This is a genomic window from Chryseobacterium sp. NRRL B-14798 (assembly GCF_050470705.1).
Lineage (GTDB): Bacteria > Bacteroidota > Bacteroidia > Flavobacteriales > Weeksellaceae > Chryseobacterium > Chryseobacterium cupriresistens.
The window spans coordinates 4,131,915-4,156,814 of sequence record NZ_JBFLUL010000005.1 but is presented as its reverse complement, the minus strand read 5'-3'; the positions used below and the strand labels follow the sequence as shown (position 1 = coordinate 4,156,814).

Sequence of the window (24,900 nt, the reverse complement as noted above, 5' to 3'; positions counted from 1 at the left end):
TGTTTTTGTTGTTAATAATTTAAACAATAGCCAAGGTAATTAATTCTCAATGAAAAAGTAATAATATGTATATCAATCTAGCAAATTTGTATTTGTTCTTTATGTTATTAATTTGATTTATAGGATTTTGTGTTGTGCTCTGATAGATAAATATATATCTTATTTCTTTTGTGAAAGAACAAAATCTACCATCTTATCTGTAAGTTGGTCCAGATAAGCTTTATCAGTAGTGCCAAAGCCATGCACTCCGCCATCAACGACGATCAGGGAGTTCTGTATTTTGGCTCTGTTTAATTTTCGGTGGAGCTTTTTAGACTGGCTTAAAGGAACAATTTTATCATTATTCCCCTGGACAATTAAAGTTGGAACTCCTCCGGAAACAAAATAGACAGGGGAAATCGTTTTAAGATAGTCAATAGCGCTGTCCTGATCTTTTCTGATATTATATCCGGAAATTCCTTTGACAAGATTTTCCTGTAAACCGACAATTTTTTTAGACATTAATCCTATAATTCCCACCGGAATTGTTCCTAATCTTGTATGGAAAAGTTTGTTGAGGTCTGCAGGGCCATAATGATCAATCACATAATTCACTTTAGCCGAATAAGAGGAAAGTTCAGGATTACCCAGATAAGTATTGTCTGGTGTATAGGCTGCCATCAGAGAAAGATGGGCTCCGGCTGAAGCCCCGAAAAGTCCGATATTGTTGGTGTCAAGGTTATATTTTTCAGCATTTTTTCTTACCCATCTTATGGCATCTTTGGTATCTTCCAACGGCAGAGGAAAATGAATGCTGTCACTTAAAAGCGTATAATTGATACTGATCACCGCATACTGTTTGTCTATTAGTTTTTTTACAGTTGTTTCAAGATAATTATCTGCATTTACCACTTTGTCACCTTCTACCCATCCGCCTCCATGAACGTAGATCAATACCGGAAGTTTTTCAGTGGTGGCATTCTTGGGTGTATAGAGATCAAGAGCGAGAGGTTTGCCCTTTCTGTTTGTTTTGTACACGATATCTTCGGAAACTGTTGCAATTTCAGGAAGTAATGTACTTTTTACAGCAGAAGGTTTGTTTGGTCTTAATGGTAGGTCTTGTGAAAAAAATAAATTTGTAAAGCTTAAAAATAAAATAAAAAACAGGTTTGTGAAAAACCTGTATGTTGATATGTTGTTGATGTGTAATTTCATAATAAATTTTTAAGGAGTGTTATTTTACTAACTCCTCAAAAAGCTTACCAAAAGTGGCATTCAGATCCTTTGATTTTCCCGGATGAGGTCTTGAGGTCTGGACTACAGAACTTCTTACCGCTGTCAGCCATCGGAAACGTTCCGGAATATCAAGAAAAGCAATAGGACCGCCATCTTTCTCACCGTTAGCAATTTTTTGAAAGCTTTCAAGATTGTGGATGATATCATTGTAATCCAGTTTGCTATGCATCAGTTTGAATTTGTCCGGACACAAATAGAATTCCACTCTGATGAATTTTTCCTTTTTGGAAAACATCACCAGCCCGATATTGAAAAATTCTTCTCTTTCAACTTTAGGTACCAGGCGTATTACCGCATATTCATATATTTTATCCTCTTGCATTTTTCGCTTCGTTTACAAAGATTTGAGAATTTTCTAATCTGGTTTTCATAAACTGAAAATAGATCTCACGGATTTCTTCCGGTGTTTCGTCGGCATCATTCCAGTGCAGCCAGTCTCCAGGAATCATATTCACAATGTCTCTGAAAAGAGTATCATTCAAAACTTCATGAGCAAATTTATCCGCTTCGTCAAGCATTTTGGCCTTAGGAAGAAGCACATGATCTTTCACATATTTGAAAGGCGTTTTAGCCGCTGCATCAAAATTCTGCCAGGAGTGGTGGAAGTAGAACGAAGCACCATTATCAATGATCCAAAGTTCTTTATGCCACATCAGCATATTCGTATTTTTAAAAGTACGGTCGATGTTGGTAATAAATGCATCCAGCCATACAATTTTAGAAGCGAGAAGCGGGTCAATACTTACTCCCGGGTCATACGTAATAGAACCGGAAAGATAATGCAGCCCAAGATTCAGTCCTTCGGAAAACTTAAGAAGATCCTGTATTTCCTCATCGGCTTCCGTTCTTCCGAAATCGGCGTCAAGATTAACGAAAACAAGTTCAGGAATTTTAAGTCCCAAAGCTTCGGTAATTTTCCCGCCCAAAAGTTCGGAGATCAGCATTTTTACCCCATGGCCTGCACCACGGAATTTTAAAACATATTTAAAATCATCATCAGCTTCTGCCAGAGCCGGAAGAGATCCTCCTTCTCTCAGGGGCAGAATGTAACGCATCACGGTTACAGTTCTTAAATTCTGCATGCAGCAAAAATAAGCTTATTTTTTAATAATTTTTTTAGTGAATTCCTTTTCACCTGTTTTATATTTCAGGAAGTAAATTCCACTGGCTAAATGCTGAAGTGAAATACTGCAGCCGTCCTCTGTCTTATTCAAATGATAGGGAATGATTTTTCCAGATGCTTCTGTCAGTGAAACGACTTCAAATTGTTTTTTAGAAATAATGTTAATAAGGTTTTGAACCGGATTTGGATAGATTTGAATTCCGTTTTCTATAGTTGTTTCCGCAGTATTTAATGTATTTATAACCACCAGTTTTGTTTTGGTAGTTGTTGCTCCGCAGGCATCGGTTGTCAGTTTAACATTATAATTTCCTACTGCAGTATAGGTATGCGTCGGATTTTCCAAAGTAGATGTTGTACCATCACCAAAATCCCATAAATAAGAAGCTGCATTCTGTGTTGTATTAGTAAACTGAACGGTTCCTGCTCCGGTAAGCTGATAAGTGAATCTGCTGTGAACATCATTGTTGGTTACATACCATTGACCAGGCTGGTTATAGACCTCTGTTTTCACAATTTCTTTGATCAACTGAGCCTGTGCCGGAGTAAGACTTCCATTAAAAGGAATCTGGGTCGGATCTTTTTTGAAAATAATGGTATAAAATGTATACGCAGCCGCCATAGAACCAATGTAGCTCGGGTGCGATTCGTCCTGATCATACAATTCAATGGCCGGGTTTTGTTCTCTGATTGTTCTCCAGACTTTACCTACAGGAGAGACAATGCCTTCATTGTTCATAGCCATTTCCATGTATCGGTTATAAATTTGCGTGTCCATTCCCTGATAGGTACAGACAGCCGGAAGCCCGGGACAGTTCGTAGCATCTCCGTTTTTACGGCCCCAGGTCATATAGAAAATAACATTTCCACAAGGATTGGCTGTTTTAATTAAATTGGAAAGCTGAAGCGCATAAGGATACACCTGGTTTTGTACCTGCGAATCAGGAAACGAAGGAAGCTGGCTCTGTTCCTGCAATACCACGTAATCCCAGTTTCCCTGATTAATGTCTGTAGTGACATTCGGATTGTTGGCATGATCCTGCAGGGTAGCACCTCCCGGAGTCTGGCTGTGATGCTCGAATACATCACCATTAGATGCAGCAATGCTTTGAATAAGGCCAGGTAAATTGTTAACATAAGTATAACTGTTTCCAATAAAGAATACCCTTTTGGTCGTCTGGCTCAGGATGAAAGAAAATGTGATTAAAGATAAAAAAAGTAGAGTTTTTTTCATAAATTTCAGTTTGAATTCATCCTATAAATATAAATAATATTAAGTAAAACCCATTTGTTTTATGAATTTGATTATAGAAAAGAATATATACTTAGAAAATAAAGAAACAAAAGGTTTTCTTGCTGATGCTTTTTATAAAGACAGTCAAAAAAAACTTCCCCTGATCATATTTGTTCACGGATATAAAGGGTATAAAGATTGGGGAGCCTGGAACCTGATGGCTGAAAAGTTTGCGGAAGCAGGCTTTTTCTTTGTCAAGTTTAATTTTTCACATAACGGGACAACAACCGATGATCCGCTCAACTTCGGAGATCTTGAAGCTTTTGGAAATAATAATTATTCTAAAGAACTTTCCGATCTTGGAGTAGTAATTGATCATTTCAGTAAAGATCCTCATGTTGATGATGAAAAGATTGTACTGATCGGACACAGCAGGGGAGGAGGAATATCCATTATCAAAACTTTTGAAGATGAAAGAATCAATGGATTGATAACGTTGGCCAGTGTTGACACATTAGATCGTTTTCCAAAAGGAGAAGCCTTTGAGAACTGGAAGAATAATGGAGTGTATTATGCGCTGAACGGCCGTACAAAACAGGAAATGCCTCATTATTATCAGTTTTATGAAGACTATGAAAAGGATATTCACCGTTTTGATGTAGAACGAGCTACAGAAATGGCTAAGGCTCATATGCTGATTATTCATGGAACAGAAGATGAAGCGGTAGAAGTAAAACAGGCTGAACATCTTCATATTCTCCACCCCAATTCTGAATTGTTTCTTATTGAAAATGCCAACCATACTTTCGGGGCAAAAGAACCATGGGAAGAAAATGATCTACCAAAAGATCTCCATACTGTAACTGAAAAATGCATTGATTTTATCAATGAAAAATTGAAATAAAACGTTTAAAACTACGTTATTATATGGTAACCACCATAAAAATATATTTATGAAAAAAATTATTGCAGGCGCATTTGCGCTTTCATTATGTGTTGTTTCATGTAAAAAAGAAACAAAAACAGAATCTTCTGTAAGCAGTGATACTTTGGCAACGGTAATGCCTAAGGATTCCGCAACAACTCCAAAAACAGATTCAGCAGCAACTGCAGCTCCTTCTGCTCCTGCTCCGGATAATGTTATTACCAAAAACGTTGGGAAATATCCTCATGATATTAAATTCTTTGAAGATAAAGGTATTTCAGAAAGACTTAAAAAACTTACTGGTGCTCAGTATGATGAGATGGTAAAGAATTTCAATGTGGAAAGTCCTGTTGTATCAGAAAATGGAATCTACAAACTGACAGGATGTAAACAGCACGATTGTCCGGGATACGCGACAAGCATTTATTACGATGCTAAAAATGATAATCTGAATGTTTCCATAGATAAAAACGGCAAGATAACAGAATTTGCTGAAAAAGGGAAAATTACGGTCTCAGAATCACTGAAAGCAAAATAAGAAAGTAAACAAGAAGCTGGAAGATAATAGTATTCAGTATCTATTGAAATCAAAATGGAACTATTTTCCAAAGGGTATTAATTTGGACAAAAATCTATTCATAAGACTTTATATACTTCCAGCTTCTTACTTCCAGCATAAAAAAATAAGCCTGAAATTTCAGGCTTATTTTTTTATTTAATAGTGAGCAAAACCCACGCTTCTTCCACTTTGCTTTCCAGAAGTAATTTCTGTGCGTCGAGATGAATATTTTCACCAGCATGAAAGTCACCTTCAGGCAATACTTCCGTATTGGCAAGCATTCCAAGGTCATTTCCTGTAAATACTTTACTATATTTGATAGAATCCGGCAGCAGATCAAAACCGATTCCTTTTGTTACCAAAGGTTTAGGTACTTCAAAAAGACTGTTTTCATTGCTTCTGGAATACCAGTTGCTGCCTAAACGGGCTACCATATCCAGTTTTTTCTGATCCAGATTTCCGGCTTCATTCAGATATTCTTCCCTGATATGAATTTTCTGAACTTCACAGATCACCAGATTTCCTGCACCGCCCTGATCACCCAATGATTTTACTTCTAAAACTTTGCATTCAAAGTTAACAGGGCATTCTTCAATCAGCTTAGGTTGTACAAGATCTGCCTCTTTCATGGTAAGACCGGATTTGATAAACTCATTCACTCCGGTTTCATATTCTGTAGAGGCTAAAGAGATCTGTTGTACAATCGGAAAGTTTACTGTTCCGATGACTACTTCCGGTACTTCAAGAACATTTTCCAGCGTATGCTTGGTGGTATTATCACGAACTCTTCTCGATGGTGAAAAAATCAAAATCGGAGGAACCGTACTGAACATATTAAAAAAACTGAAAGGAGATAAGTTATTATTACCGTCTTTATCTACAGTAGATGCCAGTGCAATCGGTCGTGGTGAAACGGCGGTCTGCATAATGGTCTGTAGTTGTACGGAGGTTATCTCGGAGGGGATTACTGTTTTCATATTCTATTTAACCACAAAAGGCACAAAAGTTTTAAGTAAAATACTTTTAATCATTAAAGTTTAAAAAAGCATATCGTAATATTGATTTACAAAGGTTTCTTGCCCTTCGTGATATAGGTTTTTTACATTAAAATTGACTAAAATGCCTTTGGGTTTCTTCATTAAGTTAATATAGTTAAGAAGTTGAGCTCTATGAATATCATTAAGCTTCGCAACTGACTTTAATTCTACCACAATTAGGTCTTCAATTAAAAAGTCACAAAAGAAATCACAGTTAATTTCTTTTCCTTTGTAATGTACAGGAACTTTCAATTCAGATTTAAAATTAATATTTCTTAATCTAAATTCTTCTTCCAGACATTTATGATATACGCTTTCCAATAAACCAGGCCCTAAAATTTTGTGAACTTCTATACAAGCACCATTTATTTTATAGGTAAGATCTGTTAAAAATGATTGCGTAATCATAAATTCTTTTGTGACTATTGTGGTAAAAAAAAGTTAAAGTGCTGGAATGATTTTACCTGAAACTTCACCGAAACCTACTCTCACACCGTCTTTTTCAGCCCAGGCCTTCATGGTAACCGTATCATTATCTTCAATGAATTTTCTTTCTTCTCCGTTGCTTAATGACAAAGGATTTTGTCCTCTCCATGTAAGTTCAAGCATAGAACCGAAAGATTTCGGGTCACTTCCGGAAATGGTTCCACTGGCGTACATATCACCAACTTCTACGTTGCAACCGTTTACGGTGTGGTGTGCCAGTTGCTGGGTCATATTCCAGTACATGTGTTTGTAGTTGCTTTCACAGATCAGATTTTGATCTCCGTTTTCAGGTTGGATATATACTTCAAGGTTGATATCGTAATTTTTATCACCTTCAAATTTTAAATAGTCTAAAACCTCAGGATCCTGCACCGGGGAAGCGGTTCTGAACGGCTCCAAAGCTTCAAGGGTAACTACCCATGGAGAAATGGATGAACCGAAGTTTTTCGCAAGGAAAGGCCCTAACGGAACATATTCCCAGGATTGGATATCTCTTGCAGACCAGTCGTTGAAAACGACCATTCCAAAGATGGCATCTTCAGCGTCTTTAGTAGAAATACTTTCTCCCATCTCTGTATTTTTATTGATGATGAAAGCCATTTCCAGTTCGAAATCCAGTTGTTTAGATGGTCCGAAAAACGGTTTATCTGCATCGGCAGGCTTTGTCTGACCTTTCGGACGGTTGATCTCCGTTCCGGAAACTACAATAGAGGATGCTCTTCCGTGGTAACCTACCGGTAAGTGTTTCCAGTTGGGTAATAATGCGTTTGCAGGATCACGGAACATTTTTCCAACATTGGTAGCATGTTCGATGCTGCTATAGAAGTCTGTATAATTCGGGATGTGAACAGGCATCATCATTTTTACTTTATCCAGGTCATAGAAAGCCTCTTCAATAGTTTTCTGATCTTTTGATAAAGTGGATCCTTCCTGTAATAAGGTTTGGATTTTAATACGAACAGCATTGGTAACAGGTTTACCCAGCTCGATAAATTCGTTGATGGTATACGCTTCAAAAACATTGTCGTCTAATCCTTCAATATCTTCAAAATACCCAAGATCGTACAATGTAGCAAGGTCAATGACCTGATCTCCGATTCTTGTACAGCATCCGATATATTCTTTGTTAAAAACTGCGACTCCGAAAGGAATATTGTGTATAGAAAAATCCGAATTTGAGGAATAGTCTACAAATGATTTCATAAGTTTAGATTTTAGTTAGATTCAATATCATCCGGAGAATTCCCCGGAACATTTATTTGGCCTTTTTTGAGTAAGATGCTTCATCTATCCATCTGTCTCTGGTATTGACATCGATGAGGTATAAAATATTGTCCTGTTGTGTCAGCAGTAAAGTCTTCGTGACAGGCATTGGGATTTTTTTGTTTTCAAGCATGTCTGCCCGTAAAGAAATAATATTTTTTTTCCTGATGATATCACCGGTGAAAACATTGGAACTGCTTTCTCCTGTTGCTTTATCATCGAAAACTTCTACATACGTGGCATTATTCCCTTTGATGATAATAAAGTCCCGTTCCGTATGATCGGCTTCATCTTTGATGAAAACAAACTTTTTGTTATCAATATTTACATTTTCAAGATGCTGATTGATGCCTTTTCTTTGTTCAAGTCGGTTAAGGATTTCATTCAAAGTTCCATATTGGGCTTTAAGCCCTAAGGTTCCCAGAAGGAAAATCCCGATAAAAAGTTTTCTCATATACTGTGTTTTATAAAAAAGTTTTGCCAGAATACAGTATTCTGACAAAACTTATATTTTATTGTAAAATTAAAGATTACCTCTTCTTTCCTGTTCTCTTTCTAATGCTTCGAATAACGCCTTGAAATTTCCGGCACCAAAACTTTGTGCACCGTGTCTTTCAATAATTTCGAAGAATAGAGTAGGGCGGTCTTCTACAGGCTTCGTAAAGATCTGTAATAAATACCCTTCTTCATCATGATCAATAAGTATACCTAACTCCTGAAGTTTTTTAAGATCTTCATCAATATGACCTACTCTTTCAGGAACCATGTCGTAATAAGCTTCCGGTGGAGCAGAAAGGAATTCAACACCACGCTTCTTCAATTCAGTTACGGTATGGATAATATCTTTCGTCGCTACAGCAATGTGCTGTACCCCTTCTCCTTCATAGAAATCAAGATATTCTTCTACCTGAGATTTCTTTTTACCTTCTGCAGGTTCGTTGATCGGGAATTTTGCATATCCGTTTCCGTTTGACATTACTTTAGACATCAGTGCAGAATATTCTGTGTTGATCTGCTTATCATCAAAAGAAAGGATGTTAACAAATCCCATTACTTTTTCATACCACTCTACGGTCGGGATCATTCTGTTCCAGTCAACATTTCCTACACAGTGGTCTACGTATAATAAACCTGCTTCTTCAGGCTTATAATCACTTTCCCACTTTTCGTAACCAGGCATGAAAGCTCCGTTATAATTTTTTCTTTCCACAAACATGTGAACGGTTTCTCCATAGGTGTAGATACCGGACATTCTTACCTCACCCTGCTCATCAGTTAACGTTACAGGCTCTAAATAAGGTTTTCCTCCTCTTTTAGTTGTTTCTTCGAAAGCTGCATAAGCGTCATCTACCCAAAGTGCCAAAATTTTTACTCCGTCACCATGTTTTTTTACGTGCTCACTGATAGGAGAGTCAGATTTAAGTCCTGTTGTTAATACCAATCTGATTTTTCCTTGTTGAAGCACATAAGATGCACGGTCTCTTACTCCTGTTTCAGGACCCGCATAAGCTACAGACTGAAAACCGAAAGCGGTTTTGTAATAATGGGCAGCCTGTTTTGCATTTCCTACATAAAACTCAATATAATCTGTACCATTAATTGGTAAGAAATTTTCTGCTTGAGCTATTTTCTCGGCAAATGTAAGTGTTGACATATTTTCTCTTTTACTTTTATTTTATTGGTATGCAAATTACAAAATTCTTAGACATTGCGAAAATATTCCCCCGGATTCATTGAATATATTTAACATAACGTTAAAGAAGAGTTTACTTAAGTATATTTAAGTTTCATAAGTTTAAAATCGTCTGCCTACATTTGTTATACAAAAAGACAAGTGAAAAAAAAATATTTCGAAACATGAAAGCCGTAGATTTCTCTGCGGCTTTTTATTTTAGATTGTTTCAATTTTTCGGTTGAGCATTCCTGCGTCGGGATTATAATTATCCCATATCTTCCAGGTATCATTTATTTTTCGGATAAAATAGATCTGGGTACTGAGTTGATTCACGAAATGTTCTTCGCCGGTTTCTCCCACTTTGAACAGAAGATTCCAGAATTCCTGAGACTCCAGTATTTTTTTGTCCGGTTCGTCTGTGACAACGTGAATATCAAATACTTCATAATTGGATCTGTTGTTTTTTGTAACCAGGTGAAAATCTTTATCACACAACTCTTTACTAAACTGTGAAGCTCTTTCCAGAAAAGGAGAGTTGTCAAATACCAGACCTTTTAAAAGTTCGGTATTGTGAGTCGGAAACAGCTTATAAAATTCAAAAACGGCAGCACAGTAATCATATACCATCTGTGTAAGATAGGATTGGTCATCTGTTCCCTCATCATTCTCTTTTCTGTACCTTACCGTAAGGATGTAATCATTAAGATCTTTATATCCTAAAAAGATACAGATTTTATCCAGTGTTTTTAAAAATCTGAGATCACTGTGGGTTTTATCCTGATAATCGTTTTCAAAAAATCGTTGAAGGGTAACATGGGAAATGGTATTTCCGATTTCAAATTTTTTTCCTCCCTTCAGTTCTTCAGCCTCAGAGAGTTCATCTTTGATGATTTCGGAAAGAATAATATAGTGGCTTCTCTTCCATTCATTCACATTCCCCAAAACAGAATTCCTTACCTTGGAATGTTTTACAATTTCGTCTCGTATCGAATTATATATAGTTTTCAATTTCCTTGTTTTTGAATGAATTTTATCAAATATACTGCCAAAAAATTAATATTTTCATATGATTCTATGATGTTAAATTCAAAATTTGTTTTAATTTTTATAGCAAAAAAAGTTTTGAAAACTTTATGGTTTGATTATCAATGTTTAAATCTTTCAAAAGCAGCTCTTTCCAGCATTTCTCTGTCATCCGGATGGGCAATGCTGATAAGTTCCTGTGCTCTCTGGCGAAGGTTTTTTCCGTACAGATAAGCTGTTCCGTATTCAGTTACTACATAATGAATATGCCCTCTTGTAGTAACTACACCAGCACCCTGCTTAAGAAAGGGAACAATTCTGGAAACTCCTTTTTTTGTTCTTGCGGTAATGGCTATGATAGGTTTCCCGTCGTCACTTAAAGCAGCACCGCGCATAAAATCCATTTGTCCTCCGATTCCACTGTACTGGAGCGTTCCGATAGAGTCGGCACATACCTGTCCTGTGAGGTCTATTTCAATGGCAGAATTGATGGCAACCATCTTTTTGTTTCTCATGATATTGATAGGAAAATTAACCTCGCTTACATCCCTGAAAGCAAAAACGGTGTTATCATCCACATAATCATAGAGTTTCCGGGTTCCGAAACAGAAACTTGTGATGGTTTTGTTATCGTTGTAGCCTTTGTATTTATTATTGATCACATCATTCTGAATCAGATCGATAACACCGTCGCTCAGCATTTCTGTGTGAATTCCCAGATCTTTGTGATTGGTAAGGCATTTCAGAACTGCATCAGGAATGGTTCCGATACCCATCTGAAGGGTCGATCTGTCTTCAATAAGCTCCGCAACATTTTTTCCTACCAGCATTTCTTCGGGGCCTACTTTGGAACCGTAATCTACTGTTGGGAGTTCCTCTTCATGCCATACCAGCTTGTGAATTCTGCTGATGTGGATCATCCCGTCTCCATGGGTTCTTGGCATTCTTGGGTTAACGATGGCTACAATGATTTTTGCCGTATCTACAGCAGCTCTCGCAATATCGACTGAAGTTCCCAACGTACAAAAACCGTGTTGATCTGGTGGAGAAACGGTGACGATCGCCACATCCAGTGGCAGGATGTTTTTTCTGAATAAAATAGGAATTTCACTTAAGAAAACGGGAACAAAGTCTCCGCGGTCAGAATTCACAGCATCACGCACAGGCGTTGAAACAAATAAAGAATTGATGAAAAAGCTGTCTTTGTATTGTGGTTTTGCAATTTCCACATTTCCCTGTTGGGTAATGGAAACCATTTCCACATTTTGCAGCCGGCCGGACTGTCTTGCCAACTCGTCAATCAGATAATTCGGGGTACACGCACTGCCATGAAAGAACACACGGTTTCCGCTTTTTATTGTATATATTGCTTCTTCTGCGCTGATGTAATTATTCATATTTTGTCTTTTTTAAAAGGGTGCTCAACGTATTTTAAATCTCATAAAAATACCGCTCTTCTTTCAAAGATAATCTTTATAATTTTATGTTCATATAAATTTTTTAAGGATATTGAACAGATTTTTGTCATATGAATAAACCAATTTTGATTTAAAATAACAAGGACCAAATGCATTGGCATTCAGTCCTTTTTGTTTTATTTGATCTTTGATGAAAATCTTAATTAGCGGCTTCTACAGCTGTTTTCTGTTTCATACTTCCGGTTTCTGCAAATCGTAAATGCCAGCTGAAGGCTTCCTGTAATAAATGAGGAGTATGACCTCCTTTTTCGCAGGCTCTGTCGAAATAAGATTGTAATTCTTCTTTATAATCCGGGTGAACACAGTTGTCAATGATTTTCTGTGCCCTTTCTCTTGGAGCTAAACCTCTTAAATCAGCCAATCCGACATCTGTTACCAGAATATCAACATCATGTTCCGTATGGTCGGTATGAGAAACCATTGGAAGGACGTGAGAAATATTGTTGCCTTTTGAAGCAGCCTGAGTTACGAAAATACTTAAATAAGCATTTCTCGCGAAGTCTCCGGAACCTCCGATTCCGTTCATGATTTTGGTTCCTCCGATATGAGTGGAGTTTACATTTCCATAGATATCAAATTCAATGGCGGTATTGATGGCAATCACTCCCAATCTTCGGATCAGTCCCGGTGTATTGGAAATATTCTGAGGTCTTAAAACGAATTTGTCTTTATATTTTGAAAGATTTCCTAATACTCTTTCGTAGCATTCCTGAGAAACGGTAATGGAAGATGCTGAGGCAAAGCTTAGCTTACCGGAATCGATCAGATCGAAGGTACTGTCCTGAAGTACTTCGGAAAACATTGTCAGATCATAAAAATTACTGTCTTTGAAACCTGTCAGAACAGCGTTGGCTACTTTACCAATACCTGCCTGAAGAGGAAGTAGTCTGTCGGTAAGTCGTCCCAAAAGAACTTCATTTTCAAAGAAAGCAAGAAGATGTTTGGCAATAGCTGTAGTTTTTTCGTCCGGTTCTGCAATATCAGCCGGGCTGTCTTTACGGTTGGTAAATACGATAGCTTCAATTTTTTCAGGATCTACAGGAATGCTTTTTCTCCCGATTTTGTTCCATGGCGCTACGATAGGAATAACATTTCTGTAAGGATAATCTTCGGCCTGGTAGATATCATGGATTCCATAAACTTCTTCAGGAACTTCGGTATTGATTTCAATAATCACTTTTTTAGCCAAAGCAGCAAATGTCACAGAATTTCCTACAGATGTAGTAGGAACAATACTTCCGTCTCTTTCAATATAGGCTGCTTCAATAATAGCTACGTCAATACTCTGAAGATTTTTGGTGTGGAGGAGTTCGGCACTTTCACTTAAATGCTGGTCGATGAATAGAATTTCGCCATTGTTAATTTTATTTCTTAAAACAGGATCTACCTGGAAAGGCATCCTTTTCTTCAGAACATTGGCTTCAGCCAGCTTTCCATCGGTACCGTGGCCTAGTGAAGCTCCCGTCATTAAAGTGACTTTAAGGTCTTCGGTTTTTCCTCTTTCTGCCAGTGCCGGCAAAATGGCTTTGCTGTCACCTGCTTTCGTAAAGCCGCTGGACCCGATGGTCATACCGTCTTTAATGATTTTTACTGCGTTTTCAGCGGTAGTTACTTTTTCGCGTAGACTTTCTAATCTGATTCTTTCTAACATGTAATATTGATTTTGTTTTAAACCACCATTACTTAGGATGCGTCATGAAAAATAATGATGGCCAATATGGTAACCATACCTCACAAATTTACAAAAAAAGACGCTTTAAATAAAGGATTTAAAGCGTCTTTTGTATGTATTCAGTAATACTTTTTGATATGAACTTAATAGACTTTTTTAATATTAAAATAAATCTATTTGAATTTTTAACCACAAAAGTCACAAAAGCTTGGTTAAATACTTTTGTTTAATGAAAAAGCCAGTATTAATAATGCATAAAGTTCACATTAGAGGAAAATCTTTGATTTTCAAAACTTTTGTGTTCTTTATAATTAATAAAGATTCACCTATAAACTTTTAGCGTTTATATCTTTTGTGACTTTTGTGGTTGATAGTAAAGTTTAAAACTGTTTTAATTCTTTGTAGACTATTCTAACCATGAAGTTTTATAAGAAGGATCTTCCACTTTTAAAGCTTCTTCTGTAATTTTCAAAGGGCGGAAAGGGTCTACCATTACGGCATATTCTTCTGTGAATTTTTTTCCGATACTTCTTTCCATAGCACCTGGATGAGGTCCGTGTACAATTCCTCCCGGGTGAAGGGTGAAGTCCATCAAATCAATATGATTACGGCTCATGAAGTCTCCTTCCGTATAGAATAATACCTCATCAGAGTCAATATTGGAGTGGTTGTAAGGTGCCGGAATCGCCTGTGGGTGATAATCATACATTCTTGCACAGAATGAGCAGACTACAAAATTGTGTCCCTCAAAATTCTGGTGAACAGGTGGTGGTTGGTGAATTCTTCCGGTAATCGGTTCGAAGTTTTTAATGTTGAATTTATAAGGATAAAAATATCCGTCCCAGCCTACTACATCAAACGGGTGAGTCGCGTAGATGAAATCGGTAATCTGGTTTTCTTTTTTTACTTTAATTAAGAATTCTCCCTTTTCATCGATGGGTTCTCTGTAGGTAGGAGCAATTATATCTCTTTCGCAGAATGGAGAATGTTCCAAAAGCTGCCCGAATTCGTTTCTGTATCTTTTCGGAGTGTAAATAGGAGAGTGGCTTTCCAATACGAAAAACACAATGTCATCAGACTTTAGTTCTACCTGATAGATAGTTCCTCGCGGAATAATAAGATAATCTCCGGTTACGAATTCAAGATCACCTACAAATGTTTTTAAGATTCCGTTTCCTTGGTGAACATATAAAAGTTCATCACATTCTGCATTTTTGTAGAAGTAATCCATCGATTTTCTTGGCTTGGCCAGTCCCATTTTCAGGTCATTATTCATCAAAAGGATCTTTCGGCTGTCCATAAAATCATCTTCAGGAGTGACGTTCATTCCTTTAAACATTCTCGGAGCCACATTTTTTTCCACAGCAATTTTGGGAGTAACATCTTTCGGCTCACCGATAGATTTGATCTGTGTAGGGCGGTGGATATGATATAACAGAGAAGAAATACCATGGAAGCCTTCTGTACCGAAAAGCTGCTCATAGTAAAATTTATCTTCAGGAGACTTAAAGATCGTGTGTCTTTTTGGTGGGATATTTCCCGATTGATGATATCTCATTTTACTTTCATATGTAGTTTCTCAAATTTAATCATTTTTCATGAATTCAATCCATCTATATTTTTTTGAAGAAGTTTTGTGTTTGAAAAATAATTGTTAGATTTGTCTAACAATTTTAATTTCATGAAGCGAATATTATTTTCTATTACTTTTTTATCTACCTATTGCTTTGCGCAGGAGACGGACAGTTTGAGTTTACAGCAGTCTAAAAGTCAGGATTCTGCAAAAGTTATGAAGAGGGAATTCAAGACAAGTAACATTGAAGATGTTGTAGTTACCGGAACCATAAAACCGATGAGCAGGTCGAAAAGTCCTGTGGCAGTGGAGATCTACAGTCAGAAATTTTTCCAGAAAAATCCTACTCCCAGTATTTTTGAGGCCATTGCCATGGTGAATGGAGTAAAACCTCAGCTGAACTGTTCTGTGTGCAATACGGGAGATATTCACATCAACGGACTGGAAGGGCCTTATACCATGATCCTGATTGACGGAATGCCGATTGTAAGTTCACTTTCCACCGTATATGGATTAAGCGGAATCCCCAATAGTCTGGTAGATCGAATTGAAGTTGTAAAAGGTCCTGCGTCTTCTATCTATGGCTCTGAAGCGATGGGAGGTGTGATCAATATTATTACCAAAAATGCTTTGACTGCTCCTAAGCTGAGTGTAGATCTGATGACATCGAGCTGGTTTGAAAATAATGTGGACCTTTCCACTAAATTCAATGTAGGAAAGAATGCAGCTTCATTATTAAGTTTGAACTATTTCAGTTTTCAGGAAAGAATAGATCAGAATAAAGATAATTTCACCGATGCTACTTTACAAAGCAGAATTTCGGTTTTCAATAAGTGGAATTTTAAAAGAAAGGAAAACAGACAGGCAAGTTTTGCCATGAGATATCTGTATGAAGACCGTTTTGGTGGTGAAATGCAGTGGAATAAATCTTTCCGTGGCAGTGATGAGGTGTACGGAGAAAGTATCTATACCAACAGGGCAGAGATTTTTGGTTTGTATGAATGGCCCATGAAAGAACATATTGTGACCCAGTTTTCCTATAATTACCATGATCAGAATTCATTTTATGGCTCCAATCCGTTCAATGCTACACAAAAGGTGGCTTTCGTGCAGACCTATTGGGACAGGAGTTTCGGAAAACATGATATCACTGCGGGACTTACTTTTAAAAGAACTTTTTACGATGATAATACTCCCGGAACATTAGCTGCGGATGGTATCACTAATGCACCGATGAAATCTCCTATCTGGGGAGCATTTATCCAGGATCAGTGGGAAATCAATGATAAAAACACTTTACTGCTTGGATACAGATATGATTATGATAAAGTGCATCATTCCGTACATTCACCGAGGTTTGCATGGAAATTTAATCCTAATCCATATCACACTTTACGTTTTAACTTTGGAACAGGCTTCCGAGTGGTGAATTTGTTTACGGAAGATCATGCTGCTTTGACAGGTTCAAGGGAAGTGGTGGTAAAATCTGACCTGAAGCCCGAAAGATCCATCAACGGAAACCTGAATTATATCTGGAAAATTCCTGTAGGCAGTCGAATGGTGAATCTTGATGCTTCTGCATTTTATACCTATTTCAGCAATAAAATTGTAGGGGATTTTGATTCCGATCCTAATAAAATTATTTATGATAATCTTCACGGGTACGGAATTTCAAGAGGAGCTTCTCTGAATGTGGATTTCACATTTCAATTTCCTCTGAGTGTCAATCTGGGAGTCACTTATCTGGATGTTTATCAGAAATTTGATGACAAAAACCAGAAAACACAGCAGCTTCATGCTCCAAAATGGAGTGGTACTTATAATCTGACGTATAAGTTTGCGAATAATCTAACTATTGATTTTACAGGACAGTTCTACGGACCCATGAGGCTTCCAGTTCTGGTAAACGACTACCGCCCTGAATATTCGCCCTTTTATTCTCTGGCCAATATTCAGTTGTCCAAGAGTTTCAAATCCGGATTTGAAGTGTATTGCGGGATGAAAAATTTATTCAATTTCAGACCTAAAGATCCTTTGATGAGACCATTTGACCCGTTTGATAAATATGTTGATGATCCTATAAACAACCCTAATCATTATACTTTTGATACGGCATACGGTTATGCCCCGATGCAGGGAATCAGAGGTTTCTTAGGAGTAAAATATACTTTAAAGTGAAAAAAATAGCTTTATTTTTAATGTTAGTGCCCTGTTTTTATCTGTCTCAGATGAAGACAGGCACTTTTTCTGATCTTGAGGTTCAGCAGAAAGAAAATCCTAAACCGGTTGTGATCCATCTATATACAGATTGGTGTGCGGTCTGTAAGATTGAGTCTTTCCGTATGAATAAAGATCAGGAGTTGGTGAATATGGTCAATGATCACTTTTATTTTATCAACTTTGAGGCAGAGAAAACGAAGGAGACCATTCATTTTCAGAACCAGGATTTTGAATATCTGCAGAATGGAAATTCGGGAATTCATGAGCTGGCGCTGGCATTGTCTAAAAATAAAAATCAGCCTGTTTATCCTTTGTGGATATTCCTGGATAAGCATCAGAATCTGGTGTATTATCAGGAAGGGCAGATGACGACTGAAAAAATGAAGCAGAAACTGTTGGAGATTTCTGCTTTGTAAATTGGGAGTTTTTATTGGAAAGCGCAGGGGCGCAAAGTATTTTCTATTATTATGCTGTAAGGCGCAAGGATTTTATCTGCGATAAAATTGTCTAATTCTAATACTATATGCATTAATCCTTGCTGAAAATCTTTGATTTTCTTGCGCCTTAAAAACAATACATTATTTATTTATCCTTGCGTCTTTGCGTTTTTCCAACAAATTAAATTTCTGCATCAATCAAAACAGCTAGCTGAATGCAAGGTTCATTAGACCGGTTGCTCCAAGCATGATTTGTTCCTCTTTGAATGACGATGTCGCCTGGCTTCAGAAGCGTTTCTTCTTCTTCCAAGATAAGGTAAAGTTCGCCGGAAAGAATAATGATATAATCCAGTGTTGGGGTTTGATGCATCATCGGATGAGGTTCGTTCTTTTTCCATTCTATACCTAAATCTTTATCAGGAGGAACTACTACATATCGGAAGTAAGTACCATTTTTAGGAGTTTGTGGAAATCCGGTATTGGGAATTTGGGTTTCAAAGTCCAGGCTGGCCGGCATTGTATGGGTATTCCATACATCTGAAATGATGAGCCCCGGGAAGTGTTCCACAGCGTTTTCTACTTGTTGATCTTCAGTAATAACGGATTTTCCGTCTTTTATTCCTGTTACGATTCGTCTTGGTATTTTATTCATAGATTAATGTTTCATAATAAGTTTATGACCTTGAGTCTGATTATTTTTTAGAATAGAATGTGCCTGTAGAACTGTATCCAAAGAAAGATTTCCAACGGTTCTATATTGTGGAGGGAGAATCATTCCGTTTTCAATAAGTGTTTTGATGGTAAGCAAACTGTTTTTATAATACTCGTATTTTTTTACCATTCCATACATATAATTGGAGATATTCATAATCATAGTTCCTTTGTTGAAAAGGGTTTCATGAGCATCTCTAGTGACCAAGGCTGTCACATCCACATACGTTCCGTTGATTTTTAAAACTTCTGCGGTGATTTCAGACATATAGTTTCCCACCAGATCAATTCCATATTCGAAAGGTTGATCATTATTGGCTTTTAGAATATTACTGATAAGATTTTCTTCTTTATAGTTGATGATCTGATGATTTTTCAATCCCAGATTGAGAAGGATCTGTCTGTTTTCTTCACTGCCCACTGTGGTTGTGATCTGTCGGATATTATGTGCTAATAAAAGTTTGATCAGAAATGAACCGACTCCTCCGGTTGCTCCTGTTACCAAAACTGTATTTTCGGGGTTTAATTTCAGACGATTAAAAATTTGTAAAGAAGTAAGCCCTGCTGAAGGAATGGCAGCCGCCTGTTCAAAAGAAATATTTTTTGGTTTAAAGGAAACAATGGCTTCAGGAACTGCAATATATTCAGCGTAAGTGCCGTTGCTTCCCATGGAACCGCTGCCACAATAGACTTCATCTCCAATATTGAATTCTTTAACTCCTGAACCTTTATCCACTACAATTCCGGATAGTTCTCTTCCTAATATCGGGGAACTGATCAGTTTCCGTTCCAATTCATTTTCCAGCATCTGATAATCGATGGGGTTGAAACCACTTGCTTTAATCTGAATTAAAACTTCATTGCCTTTGGGTTTTGGCTGTTCTGCAAATCCGTCTTCCAACTTTCCGTTTTTATTTAAAATAACTGTTTTCATACTTTAAAATTTGATACACAAATGTAAAGCGGGAATAGTTTATATTTGCTACTAGTTAACCAATGGTAACTAGTTACCTTCATGAAACTATTATGGCAAAAATCATTGAAAACGGCATTGAAAGAGAGGCCAGCTGCACAGAGGAATTGTTCGCGATGCGCGACAGTCTGGACGTTTTGGGAGGAAAATGGAAACTGATGATTTTACGGTATCTGACGAACAGACCGGATCAGATGATTCATTTTAAAAAGTTGGAACGCAGTATAGAAGGTATCTCTGCGAAAATGTTAAGCAAAGAATTAAAAGAACTGGAAACGAATCTCCTGATCACCAGAACCATTCAGGATACAAAGCCGATTACGGTAACGTATGCGGTGACCGAATACGGGAAATCTGTATTTCCGGTCACAGAAACATTGGTGAATTGGGGGATCCTTCATCGTGAGAAAATCAAAGAATCAATGGGATCGTTATGAGATATTGAAAAACGCAAAGACGCAACAATTTTCTTTTAAATATGCCTTAAGGCGCAAGGATTTTATCTTTGATAAAATTTAATTCTGTTGAATTTTAACTGAAACAAACTTGCTGAAAATCTCCCATTGAGCGAAGTCGAAATGTTCTTGCGCCTTAAAGCAGTATGTTATTAAATTTCTTTGCGTCTTTGCGATTACTAATAATATGGCTTCATAGAGAAAAAATCAACTAATCTATGTCGATAAAAAATCCTCAGCCCATGTTGAGTTGAGGATTTTTAAATAATACCAAACTGTTTATTAATTTTTATCTAGCCAGGACTGTACCAGTTCCGGGTGATCTTTCACCCATTCTTTGGCGGTGGCTTCTTTATTTTTACTCTGTTCCATTTTCATTAAAAGATCAGACATATTTTCATCATCAAAATGGAGTTTTGAAAAGAATTTGGCCAGCTCAGGATGATCTTTTGCAAAGCTTTTTCTGGAGTAAGTTTTAATCTGTTCTGCTTCACCAAATATCTTTTTGGGATCGTCAAGAAACTTAAGCTTCATTTTTCCAAACATCCAGTGAGGCTGCCATCCGGTTACCACAATCCATTCTTTACGTTGAATAGCATTCTGTAATTCGGTGATCATGGCAATCGTAGAGGAATTGATCTGTTGGTAATCCAGTTTATAGTCAACAATAGCTTTATCCGTTCCGGTGGTTAGCCCGGCTCCTTTTTCAATCCCAATAATTCTGTGATTGAACTGTTTTTTATATTGATTGAGCTCCTCAATGGAGTTAACAGGAACGTAATCAGGAACCACCAGTCCTATACGTCCATTGTCGTAATTGGTTCCCAGACGAACTAATTCCGGAAATTTAGCCAGTTTTTTAGCATGAGTATAAGGAAGCCAGACTCCCATGAAAAGGTCTGTATCTTCATTATTCATCGAAGCCAGGATCATATCCGTAGAAGCTTTTTGAATAATAACGTGGTATCCCTGCTCGTCCAGAATGGCTTTTGCAACATGCGTCATCGCAACATCTTCTGCCCAGCCATCTACCATTCCTATGGTAATGTATTTTGAGTTTTTTATGTTTTCACACGAACTTAATGCTGTAAATAGTAACATTAAAACGGGCAAAAACAGATATTTAAATTGTTTCATCTTATTGCTTTTTCTTTACAAATCCCTGGGTAATACGGTCGAGGATAATGGCCAATATCACTACGGATAAACCACTTTCAAATCCTAATCCGATATCCAGATTATTAATTCCCTCCAGTACTTTCTCTCCTAAACCGCCTGCAGCAATCATTCCTGCAATAACGACCATGGATAATGATAACAAGATTGTCTGATTGATTCCCGTTAAAATCGTTTTCATCGCTAAAGGAAGCTCTACTTTGAACAGGATCTGACGGTTGGTGGCTCCAAAAGCTCTGGCAGCTTCCACAATATCTTTGGGAACGGCTTCAATTCCCAATGTCGTTAATCGAACTGCTGGCGGCATGGCGAAAATGATGGTTGCAAAAGCACCCGGTACTTTACCGATACTGAAAAACAGTACAGCCGGGATCAGGTAGACAAAAGCGGGCATGGTCTGCATCAGATCCAGTAAAGGACGAATGATTTTGTCGGCTATTTTGCTTTTAGCTGCTAAAATTCCCAAAGGAATAGAAAGAATAAGAGCGGTAATGGTGGATACAAAGATAAGTGCCAGCGTTTCCATGGTTTCTTTCCATAGACCCATTAAAAATATTAAACTTAATCCGGTAGCCGTTACTACAGCAATGCCTTTTCCGGCTTTCCATAGTGCCAGCAGGGTAAAAAAGAGAATGATTACATAAAAAGGAGTGTTTGTTAAAACCCATTCAATCCCCATAATAGAGGAATTTCCCAGATGCTTTATGACATCAAATACAGGTTTTCCGTTTTCTGTGAGCCAATTGATTGCAGTTTCTACATATTGACCTATATCTATAGTTTTATTCATCTTATTGGTTGTTTGCGATTTCTTTTAATTCAATAATCTCTTCTTCGTTAAATTTGGTCGCTTCTATGACCAGTGATAACTGAGTGACAAGACCTAAAAATTTATTGTCTTCATCAATTACAGCGATGGATGATTTATTTTCAGAGATCAGCGGCAGCATTTCTTCTACAGTTACTTCAGGATAAACCGAAGGAACATTGCTGTTGATAATAGATTCTACCGTAGGTTCTTTCTTTCTGGCAATGCGAACCACATCATTAAGGGTTACAAAACCCAGAAATTTATTTTGAAAATCTACCACCGGCAAGTTTTCTAATCCCGTGGCTCTCATTTTTCTTAAAGCTCCCTCAGGACCGTCTTTTCTGAAACGTACAACTGTCGCTTTGTCAAACATTAAAGATCTTGCGGTAATAATGGTTTTACGGTCTACTTTTTCTACGAACGCTTTTACATAATCGCTTGCCGGATTGGTCAGAATATCTTCAGCTGTTCCTATCTGTTCTATGACACCATCTTTCATGATGACGATACGGTCTCCGATTTTAATGGCTTCATCCAGATCGTGGGTAATAAAGACAATGGTTTTTTGTAAGGTATTCTGCAGTTCAAGCATCTGATCCTGCATTTCAGATTTTATCAGCGGATCCAATGCAGAGAATGCTTCATCCATAAGCAAAACTTCTGGATCGTTTGCCAACGCTCTTGCCAATCCTACTCTCTGCTGCATTCCTCCGGAAAGTTGGGAAGGATACTGATTTTCAAAACCGGTTAATCCAACGATATCCAGCGCTTTCTGTGCTTTTTTATCGCGTGAAGCTTTGTCTTCTCCTCTTATTTCTAATCCGAAACCAGCATTGTCAAGAATTGTATGATGAGGAAGTAATCCAAATTTCTGGAAAACCATACTCATTTCCGTTCTTCTTACTTCCAGCAGCTCTTTATTGTTTTTTCCGGTGATATCATCGTCATTGATGAATACTTTTCCTGATGTGGGCTCATTCAGTCTGTTCAGACAACGCAGTAAAGTAGATTTTCCACTTCCTGAAAGTCCCATGATCACAAAGAATTCTCCTTCATAGATTTCAAAACTGGCTTTGTTGATTCCTATGGTACAGCCTGTTTTTTCAAGAATTTCCTTTTTGGAAAAACCTTTGTCCAGAAGTTCCTGTGCCTTTTCTTTGTTTTTACCAAAGATGATCGTCAGGTCTTCCACTTTAAGTTTTACTTTTCGAGTGTTTTCATTTTTTTCCATATTCAGAATTTTTCAATTAATAATTTGATATAAAAAATTGTACACCAATTCATTATATACATTTAGCTTTCGTTGTTCTGTTGTTGGTAATAGGATAAAATAATTTGCCAAGCCTTTGGTGATAAAAGCTTTAAACAAAAAAATAATAGCATAAAGACCTGCTGGCCTTATGTTTATTTTAAATATTTCAATAGATTATACTCTAGAAAAAGAGTGTATTATGTAAAAAGAAACTGATCTTTTACATAGATTCTACAATTAAATTACTGATGATGTAATTACAGATATGTATACTGAACAACTTGAATGGCTACATTTCATCAAAATGCTTGCCAGCATCAAAAAACTGTCTATCAATTTTTTATGACGGTGCAAATTTACGAATTTTATATTAAATGGATTTTTACCTATGTAAATTGTTGATTTTCAATATAGTTTTAAAGAGGTGGTTTCATGATGAATTTTCTCTTATCATTAAAGGTAAGAGAGATGGATATGGTAATTATTTTAAAAGATAACCTGTAAGATTATTTCAATAAAATGGCAATAATAGCAAGAATGGCAGGTAATGCCTGAACGAAAAATATTTTTTTAGTGGCAGAAAGGGCTCCGTAGATTCCGGCCACAGCTACACATCCTAAAAAGAATAATGCCACATTGGTCTGCCATTGCGGATCTTTAATCAGGAATGACCAGATCAGTCCGGCAGCCAGGAAACCATTGTAAAGTCCCTGGTTGGCAGCAAGTCCTTTCGTTGGTTTAAACATTTCTGCAGGCAGAGCTGCTTTAAAAACTTCTTTTCCTTTGGTTTCCCATGCGAACATTTCCATCCAAAGAATATAAAGGTGTTCCAGTGCAACGACAGCGATCAGAATTTTAGCAACGATTTCCATGATTCAATATTTTTCTCATTGTAAAACTAAAAAAATAAAGTTAAGTTTGAGTATTAAATCTTACAATGGATTCATTCAAATCACATTTAAACAAATTTATTACGGTAACTGACGAAGAATATACTTCTATTGTATCATTTTTTGAGGTAATGGATGTTAAAAAGAAGCAAAATCTGGTGCTGGAAGGTGAAGTATGCCGAACCATGTATTTTGTAGTGAAAGGATGTCTGAGAAAGTTTTTTATCAATGAAAAAGGAGTAGAGCAGACGACGGAATTTGCCATTGAAAACTGGTGGATTACAGATACATTTTCTTACGAAAGGCAGATACAAACTAACTTTTCTATACAGGCGGTAGAACCTTCTTCCGTTTTGGTGATTGATCTGGAGCGCCAGGAAGAATTATTACAAAAGCATCCTATTATGGAAAGGTATTTCCGCATGATCTATCAGCGGGCATATGCTGCTGCGGAACGCAGAATCCGTTATTTATATGAGATGTCCAGAGAAGAACTTTATATGCATTTCAGTACATTGTATCCGTGGTTTATTCAAAGGATTCCTCAATATCTGATTGCCTCATTTTTGAATCTTACTCCGGAATATCTGAGTGAAATCAGAGCAAAATTACGATCTTAAACCAGTTTAAGTTTTTTACGGATCAGAAGACGGAA

At 37.1% G+C, this 24,900-nt stretch carries 25 protein-coding genes; 6 read left to right on the top strand and 19 right to left on the bottom strand.

The features are described 5' to 3' along the window. Positions 1–159: 159 nt before the first annotated feature. From AB1278_RS19015 to AB1278_RS19000, 4 genes are read right to left on the bottom strand one after another with little or no spacing between them, the layout of a single operon-like run. Positions 160–1,194 (bottom strand): alpha/beta hydrolase fold domain-containing protein, encoded by a 1,035-nt coding sequence (locus tag AB1278_RS19015; RefSeq protein WP_429816366.1) that lies wholly within the window; start codon positions 1,192–1,194, stop codon positions 160–162. Positions 1,195–1,213: 19 nt separating this feature from the next. Further along, entirely contained in the window at positions 1,214–1,597 is a 384-nt protein-coding gene (locus AB1278_RS19010; protein ID WP_202843321.1) for a DUF3037 domain-containing protein, read from the bottom strand. Beyond that, the gene (locus tag AB1278_RS19005) at positions 1,584–2,357 is read right to left on the bottom strand and encodes a HipA family kinase (RefSeq protein ID WP_343641595.1); all 774 of its coding nucleotides are present in this window, start codon (positions 2,355–2,357) and stop codon (positions 1,584–1,586) included. The genes AB1278_RS19010 and AB1278_RS19005 overlap by 14 nt, the downstream gene beginning before the upstream one ends. Positions 2,358–2,372: 15 nt before the next feature. Further along, a complete protein-coding gene (locus AB1278_RS19000) occupies positions 2,373–3,629 on the bottom strand; it encodes a PKD domain-containing protein (RefSeq protein ID WP_429816363.1) in 1,257 nt (418 codons plus the stop codon). Positions 3,630–3,690: 61 nt separating this feature from the next. Between AB1278_RS19000 and AB1278_RS18995 the strand changes: the two genes are divergently transcribed. Then, positions 3,691–4,533, top strand: a complete 843-nt coding sequence (locus AB1278_RS18995) for an alpha/beta hydrolase family protein (protein WP_429816360.1) — start codon at positions 3,691–3,693, stop codon at positions 4,531–4,533. Between the two features lie 49 nt (positions 4,534–4,582). After that, a complete protein-coding gene (locus AB1278_RS18990) occupies positions 4,583–5,092 on the top strand; it encodes a hypothetical protein (RefSeq protein ID WP_202843306.1) in 510 nt (169 codons plus the stop codon). A 173-nt stretch (positions 5,093–5,265) separates the two neighbouring features. On the opposite strand, the gene AB1278_RS18985 is transcribed toward AB1278_RS18990, so the two are convergent. From AB1278_RS18985 to AB1278_RS18945, 9 genes are all read right to left on the bottom strand, one after another. Beyond that, entirely contained in the window at positions 5,266–6,090 is an 825-nt protein-coding gene (locus AB1278_RS18985; RefSeq protein ID WP_202843304.1) for a flavin reductase family protein, read from the bottom strand. A gap of 60 nt (positions 6,091–6,150) precedes the next feature. Continuing rightward, positions 6,151–6,558 carry a GxxExxY protein gene (locus tag AB1278_RS18980; protein ID WP_202843302.1) on the bottom strand — a complete coding sequence of 136 codons (408 nt, stop codon included), beginning with the start codon at positions 6,556–6,558 and terminating at the stop codon, positions 6,151–6,153. Between the two features lie 33 nt (positions 6,559–6,591). Next, the gene (fahA, locus tag AB1278_RS18975) at positions 6,592–7,839 is read right to left on the bottom strand and encodes a fumarylacetoacetase (RefSeq protein ID WP_202843300.1); all 1,248 of its coding nucleotides are present in this window, start codon (positions 7,837–7,839) and stop codon (positions 6,592–6,594) included. Positions 7,840–7,891: 52 nt separating this feature from the next. Then, a complete protein-coding gene (locus AB1278_RS18970) occupies positions 7,892–8,353 on the bottom strand; it encodes a hypothetical protein (RefSeq protein WP_202843298.1) in 462 nt (153 codons plus the stop codon). 69 nt (positions 8,354–8,422) lie between these two features. Next, complete coding sequence (hppD, locus tag AB1278_RS18965; RefSeq protein WP_202843296.1) at positions 8,423–9,553, bottom strand: 4-hydroxyphenylpyruvate dioxygenase; 1,131 nt, start codon at positions 9,551–9,553, stop codon at positions 8,423–8,425. Between the two features lie 237 nt (positions 9,554–9,790). Beyond that, complete coding sequence (locus tag AB1278_RS18960; protein ID WP_202843295.1) at positions 9,791–10,582, bottom strand: hypothetical protein; 792 nt, start codon at positions 10,580–10,582, stop codon at positions 9,791–9,793. Between the two features lie 137 nt (positions 10,583–10,719). Further along, positions 10,720–11,994 carry an acetyl-CoA hydrolase/transferase family protein gene (locus tag AB1278_RS18955; protein ID WP_202843292.1) on the bottom strand — a complete coding sequence of 425 codons (1,275 nt, stop codon included), beginning with the start codon at positions 11,992–11,994 and terminating at the stop codon, positions 10,720–10,722. 220 nt (positions 11,995–12,214) lie between these two features. Then, the gene (locus AB1278_RS18950; protein ID WP_202843290.1) at positions 12,215–13,726 is read right to left on the bottom strand and encodes a succinate CoA transferase; all 1,512 of its coding nucleotides are present in this window, start codon (positions 13,724–13,726) and stop codon (positions 12,215–12,217) included. 427 nt (positions 13,727–14,153) lie between these two features. After that, positions 14,154–15,305, bottom strand: coding sequence for a homogentisate 1,2-dioxygenase (locus AB1278_RS18945; protein WP_343641575.1), 1,152 nt, complete (start codon positions 15,303–15,305; stop codon positions 14,154–14,156). A gap of 123 nt (positions 15,306–15,428) precedes the next feature. Between AB1278_RS18945 and AB1278_RS18940 the strand changes: the two genes are divergently transcribed. Next, the gene (locus AB1278_RS18940) at positions 15,429–17,498 is read left to right on the top strand and encodes a TonB-dependent receptor plug domain-containing protein (protein ID WP_429816352.1); all 2,070 of its coding nucleotides are present in this window, start codon (positions 15,429–15,431) and stop codon (positions 17,496–17,498) included. 50 nt (positions 17,499–17,548) lie between these two features. Further along, positions 17,549–17,956 (top strand): thiol:disulfide interchange protein, encoded by a 408-nt coding sequence (locus AB1278_RS18935; protein WP_343641571.1) that lies wholly within the window; start codon positions 17,549–17,551, stop codon positions 17,954–17,956. A gap of 202 nt (positions 17,957–18,158) precedes the next feature. On the opposite strand, the gene AB1278_RS18930 is transcribed toward AB1278_RS18935, so the two are convergent. After that, a complete protein-coding gene (locus AB1278_RS18930) occupies positions 18,159–18,629 on the bottom strand; it encodes a cupin domain-containing protein (RefSeq protein ID WP_202843270.1) in 471 nt (156 codons plus the stop codon). 3 nt (positions 18,630–18,632) lie between these two features. Next, entirely contained in the window at positions 18,633–19,622 is a 990-nt protein-coding gene (locus AB1278_RS18925) for an NADP-dependent oxidoreductase (RefSeq protein WP_202843268.1), read from the bottom strand. 92 nt (positions 19,623–19,714) lie between these two features. Here AB1278_RS18925 and AB1278_RS18920 point away from each other — a divergent pair, with 92 nt between their 5' ends. Continuing rightward, positions 19,715–20,098: a winged helix-turn-helix transcriptional regulator gene (locus tag AB1278_RS18920; RefSeq protein ID WP_202843266.1), complete on the top strand. Its 384-nt coding sequence runs from the start codon at positions 19,715–19,717 to the stop codon at positions 20,096–20,098. Between the two features lie 300 nt (positions 20,099–20,398). Here AB1278_RS18920 and AB1278_RS18915 read toward each other — a convergent pair whose 3' ends face one another. From AB1278_RS18915 to AB1278_RS18900, 4 genes are all read right to left on the bottom strand, one after another. Next, on the bottom strand, positions 20,399–21,253 hold the full coding sequence (locus tag AB1278_RS18915; protein WP_202843264.1) for a glycine betaine ABC transporter substrate-binding protein: 855 nt from the start codon (positions 21,251–21,253) through the stop codon (positions 20,399–20,401). Between the two features lies 1 nt (position 21,254). Continuing rightward, positions 21,255–22,082, bottom strand: coding sequence for an ABC transporter permease (locus AB1278_RS18910; protein ID WP_429816346.1), 828 nt, complete (start codon positions 22,080–22,082; stop codon positions 21,255–21,257). Position 22,083: 1 nt separating this feature from the next. After that, positions 22,084–23,334 carry a quaternary amine ABC transporter ATP-binding protein gene (locus AB1278_RS18905; protein WP_429816342.1) on the bottom strand — a complete coding sequence of 417 codons (1,251 nt, stop codon included), beginning with the start codon at positions 23,332–23,334 and terminating at the stop codon, positions 22,084–22,086. Between the two features lie 527 nt (positions 23,335–23,861). Further along, positions 23,862–24,227: a DUF1304 domain-containing protein gene (locus AB1278_RS18900; protein ID WP_429816339.1), complete on the bottom strand. Its 366-nt coding sequence runs from the start codon at positions 24,225–24,227 to the stop codon at positions 23,862–23,864. A gap of 65 nt (positions 24,228–24,292) precedes the next feature. Between AB1278_RS18900 and AB1278_RS18895 the strand changes: the two genes are divergently transcribed. Beyond that, positions 24,293–24,865: a Crp/Fnr family transcriptional regulator gene (locus AB1278_RS18895; RefSeq protein ID WP_062675366.1), complete on the top strand. Its 573-nt coding sequence runs from the start codon at positions 24,293–24,295 to the stop codon at positions 24,863–24,865. The last annotated feature ends 35 nt before the right edge of the window (positions 24,866–24,900 follow it).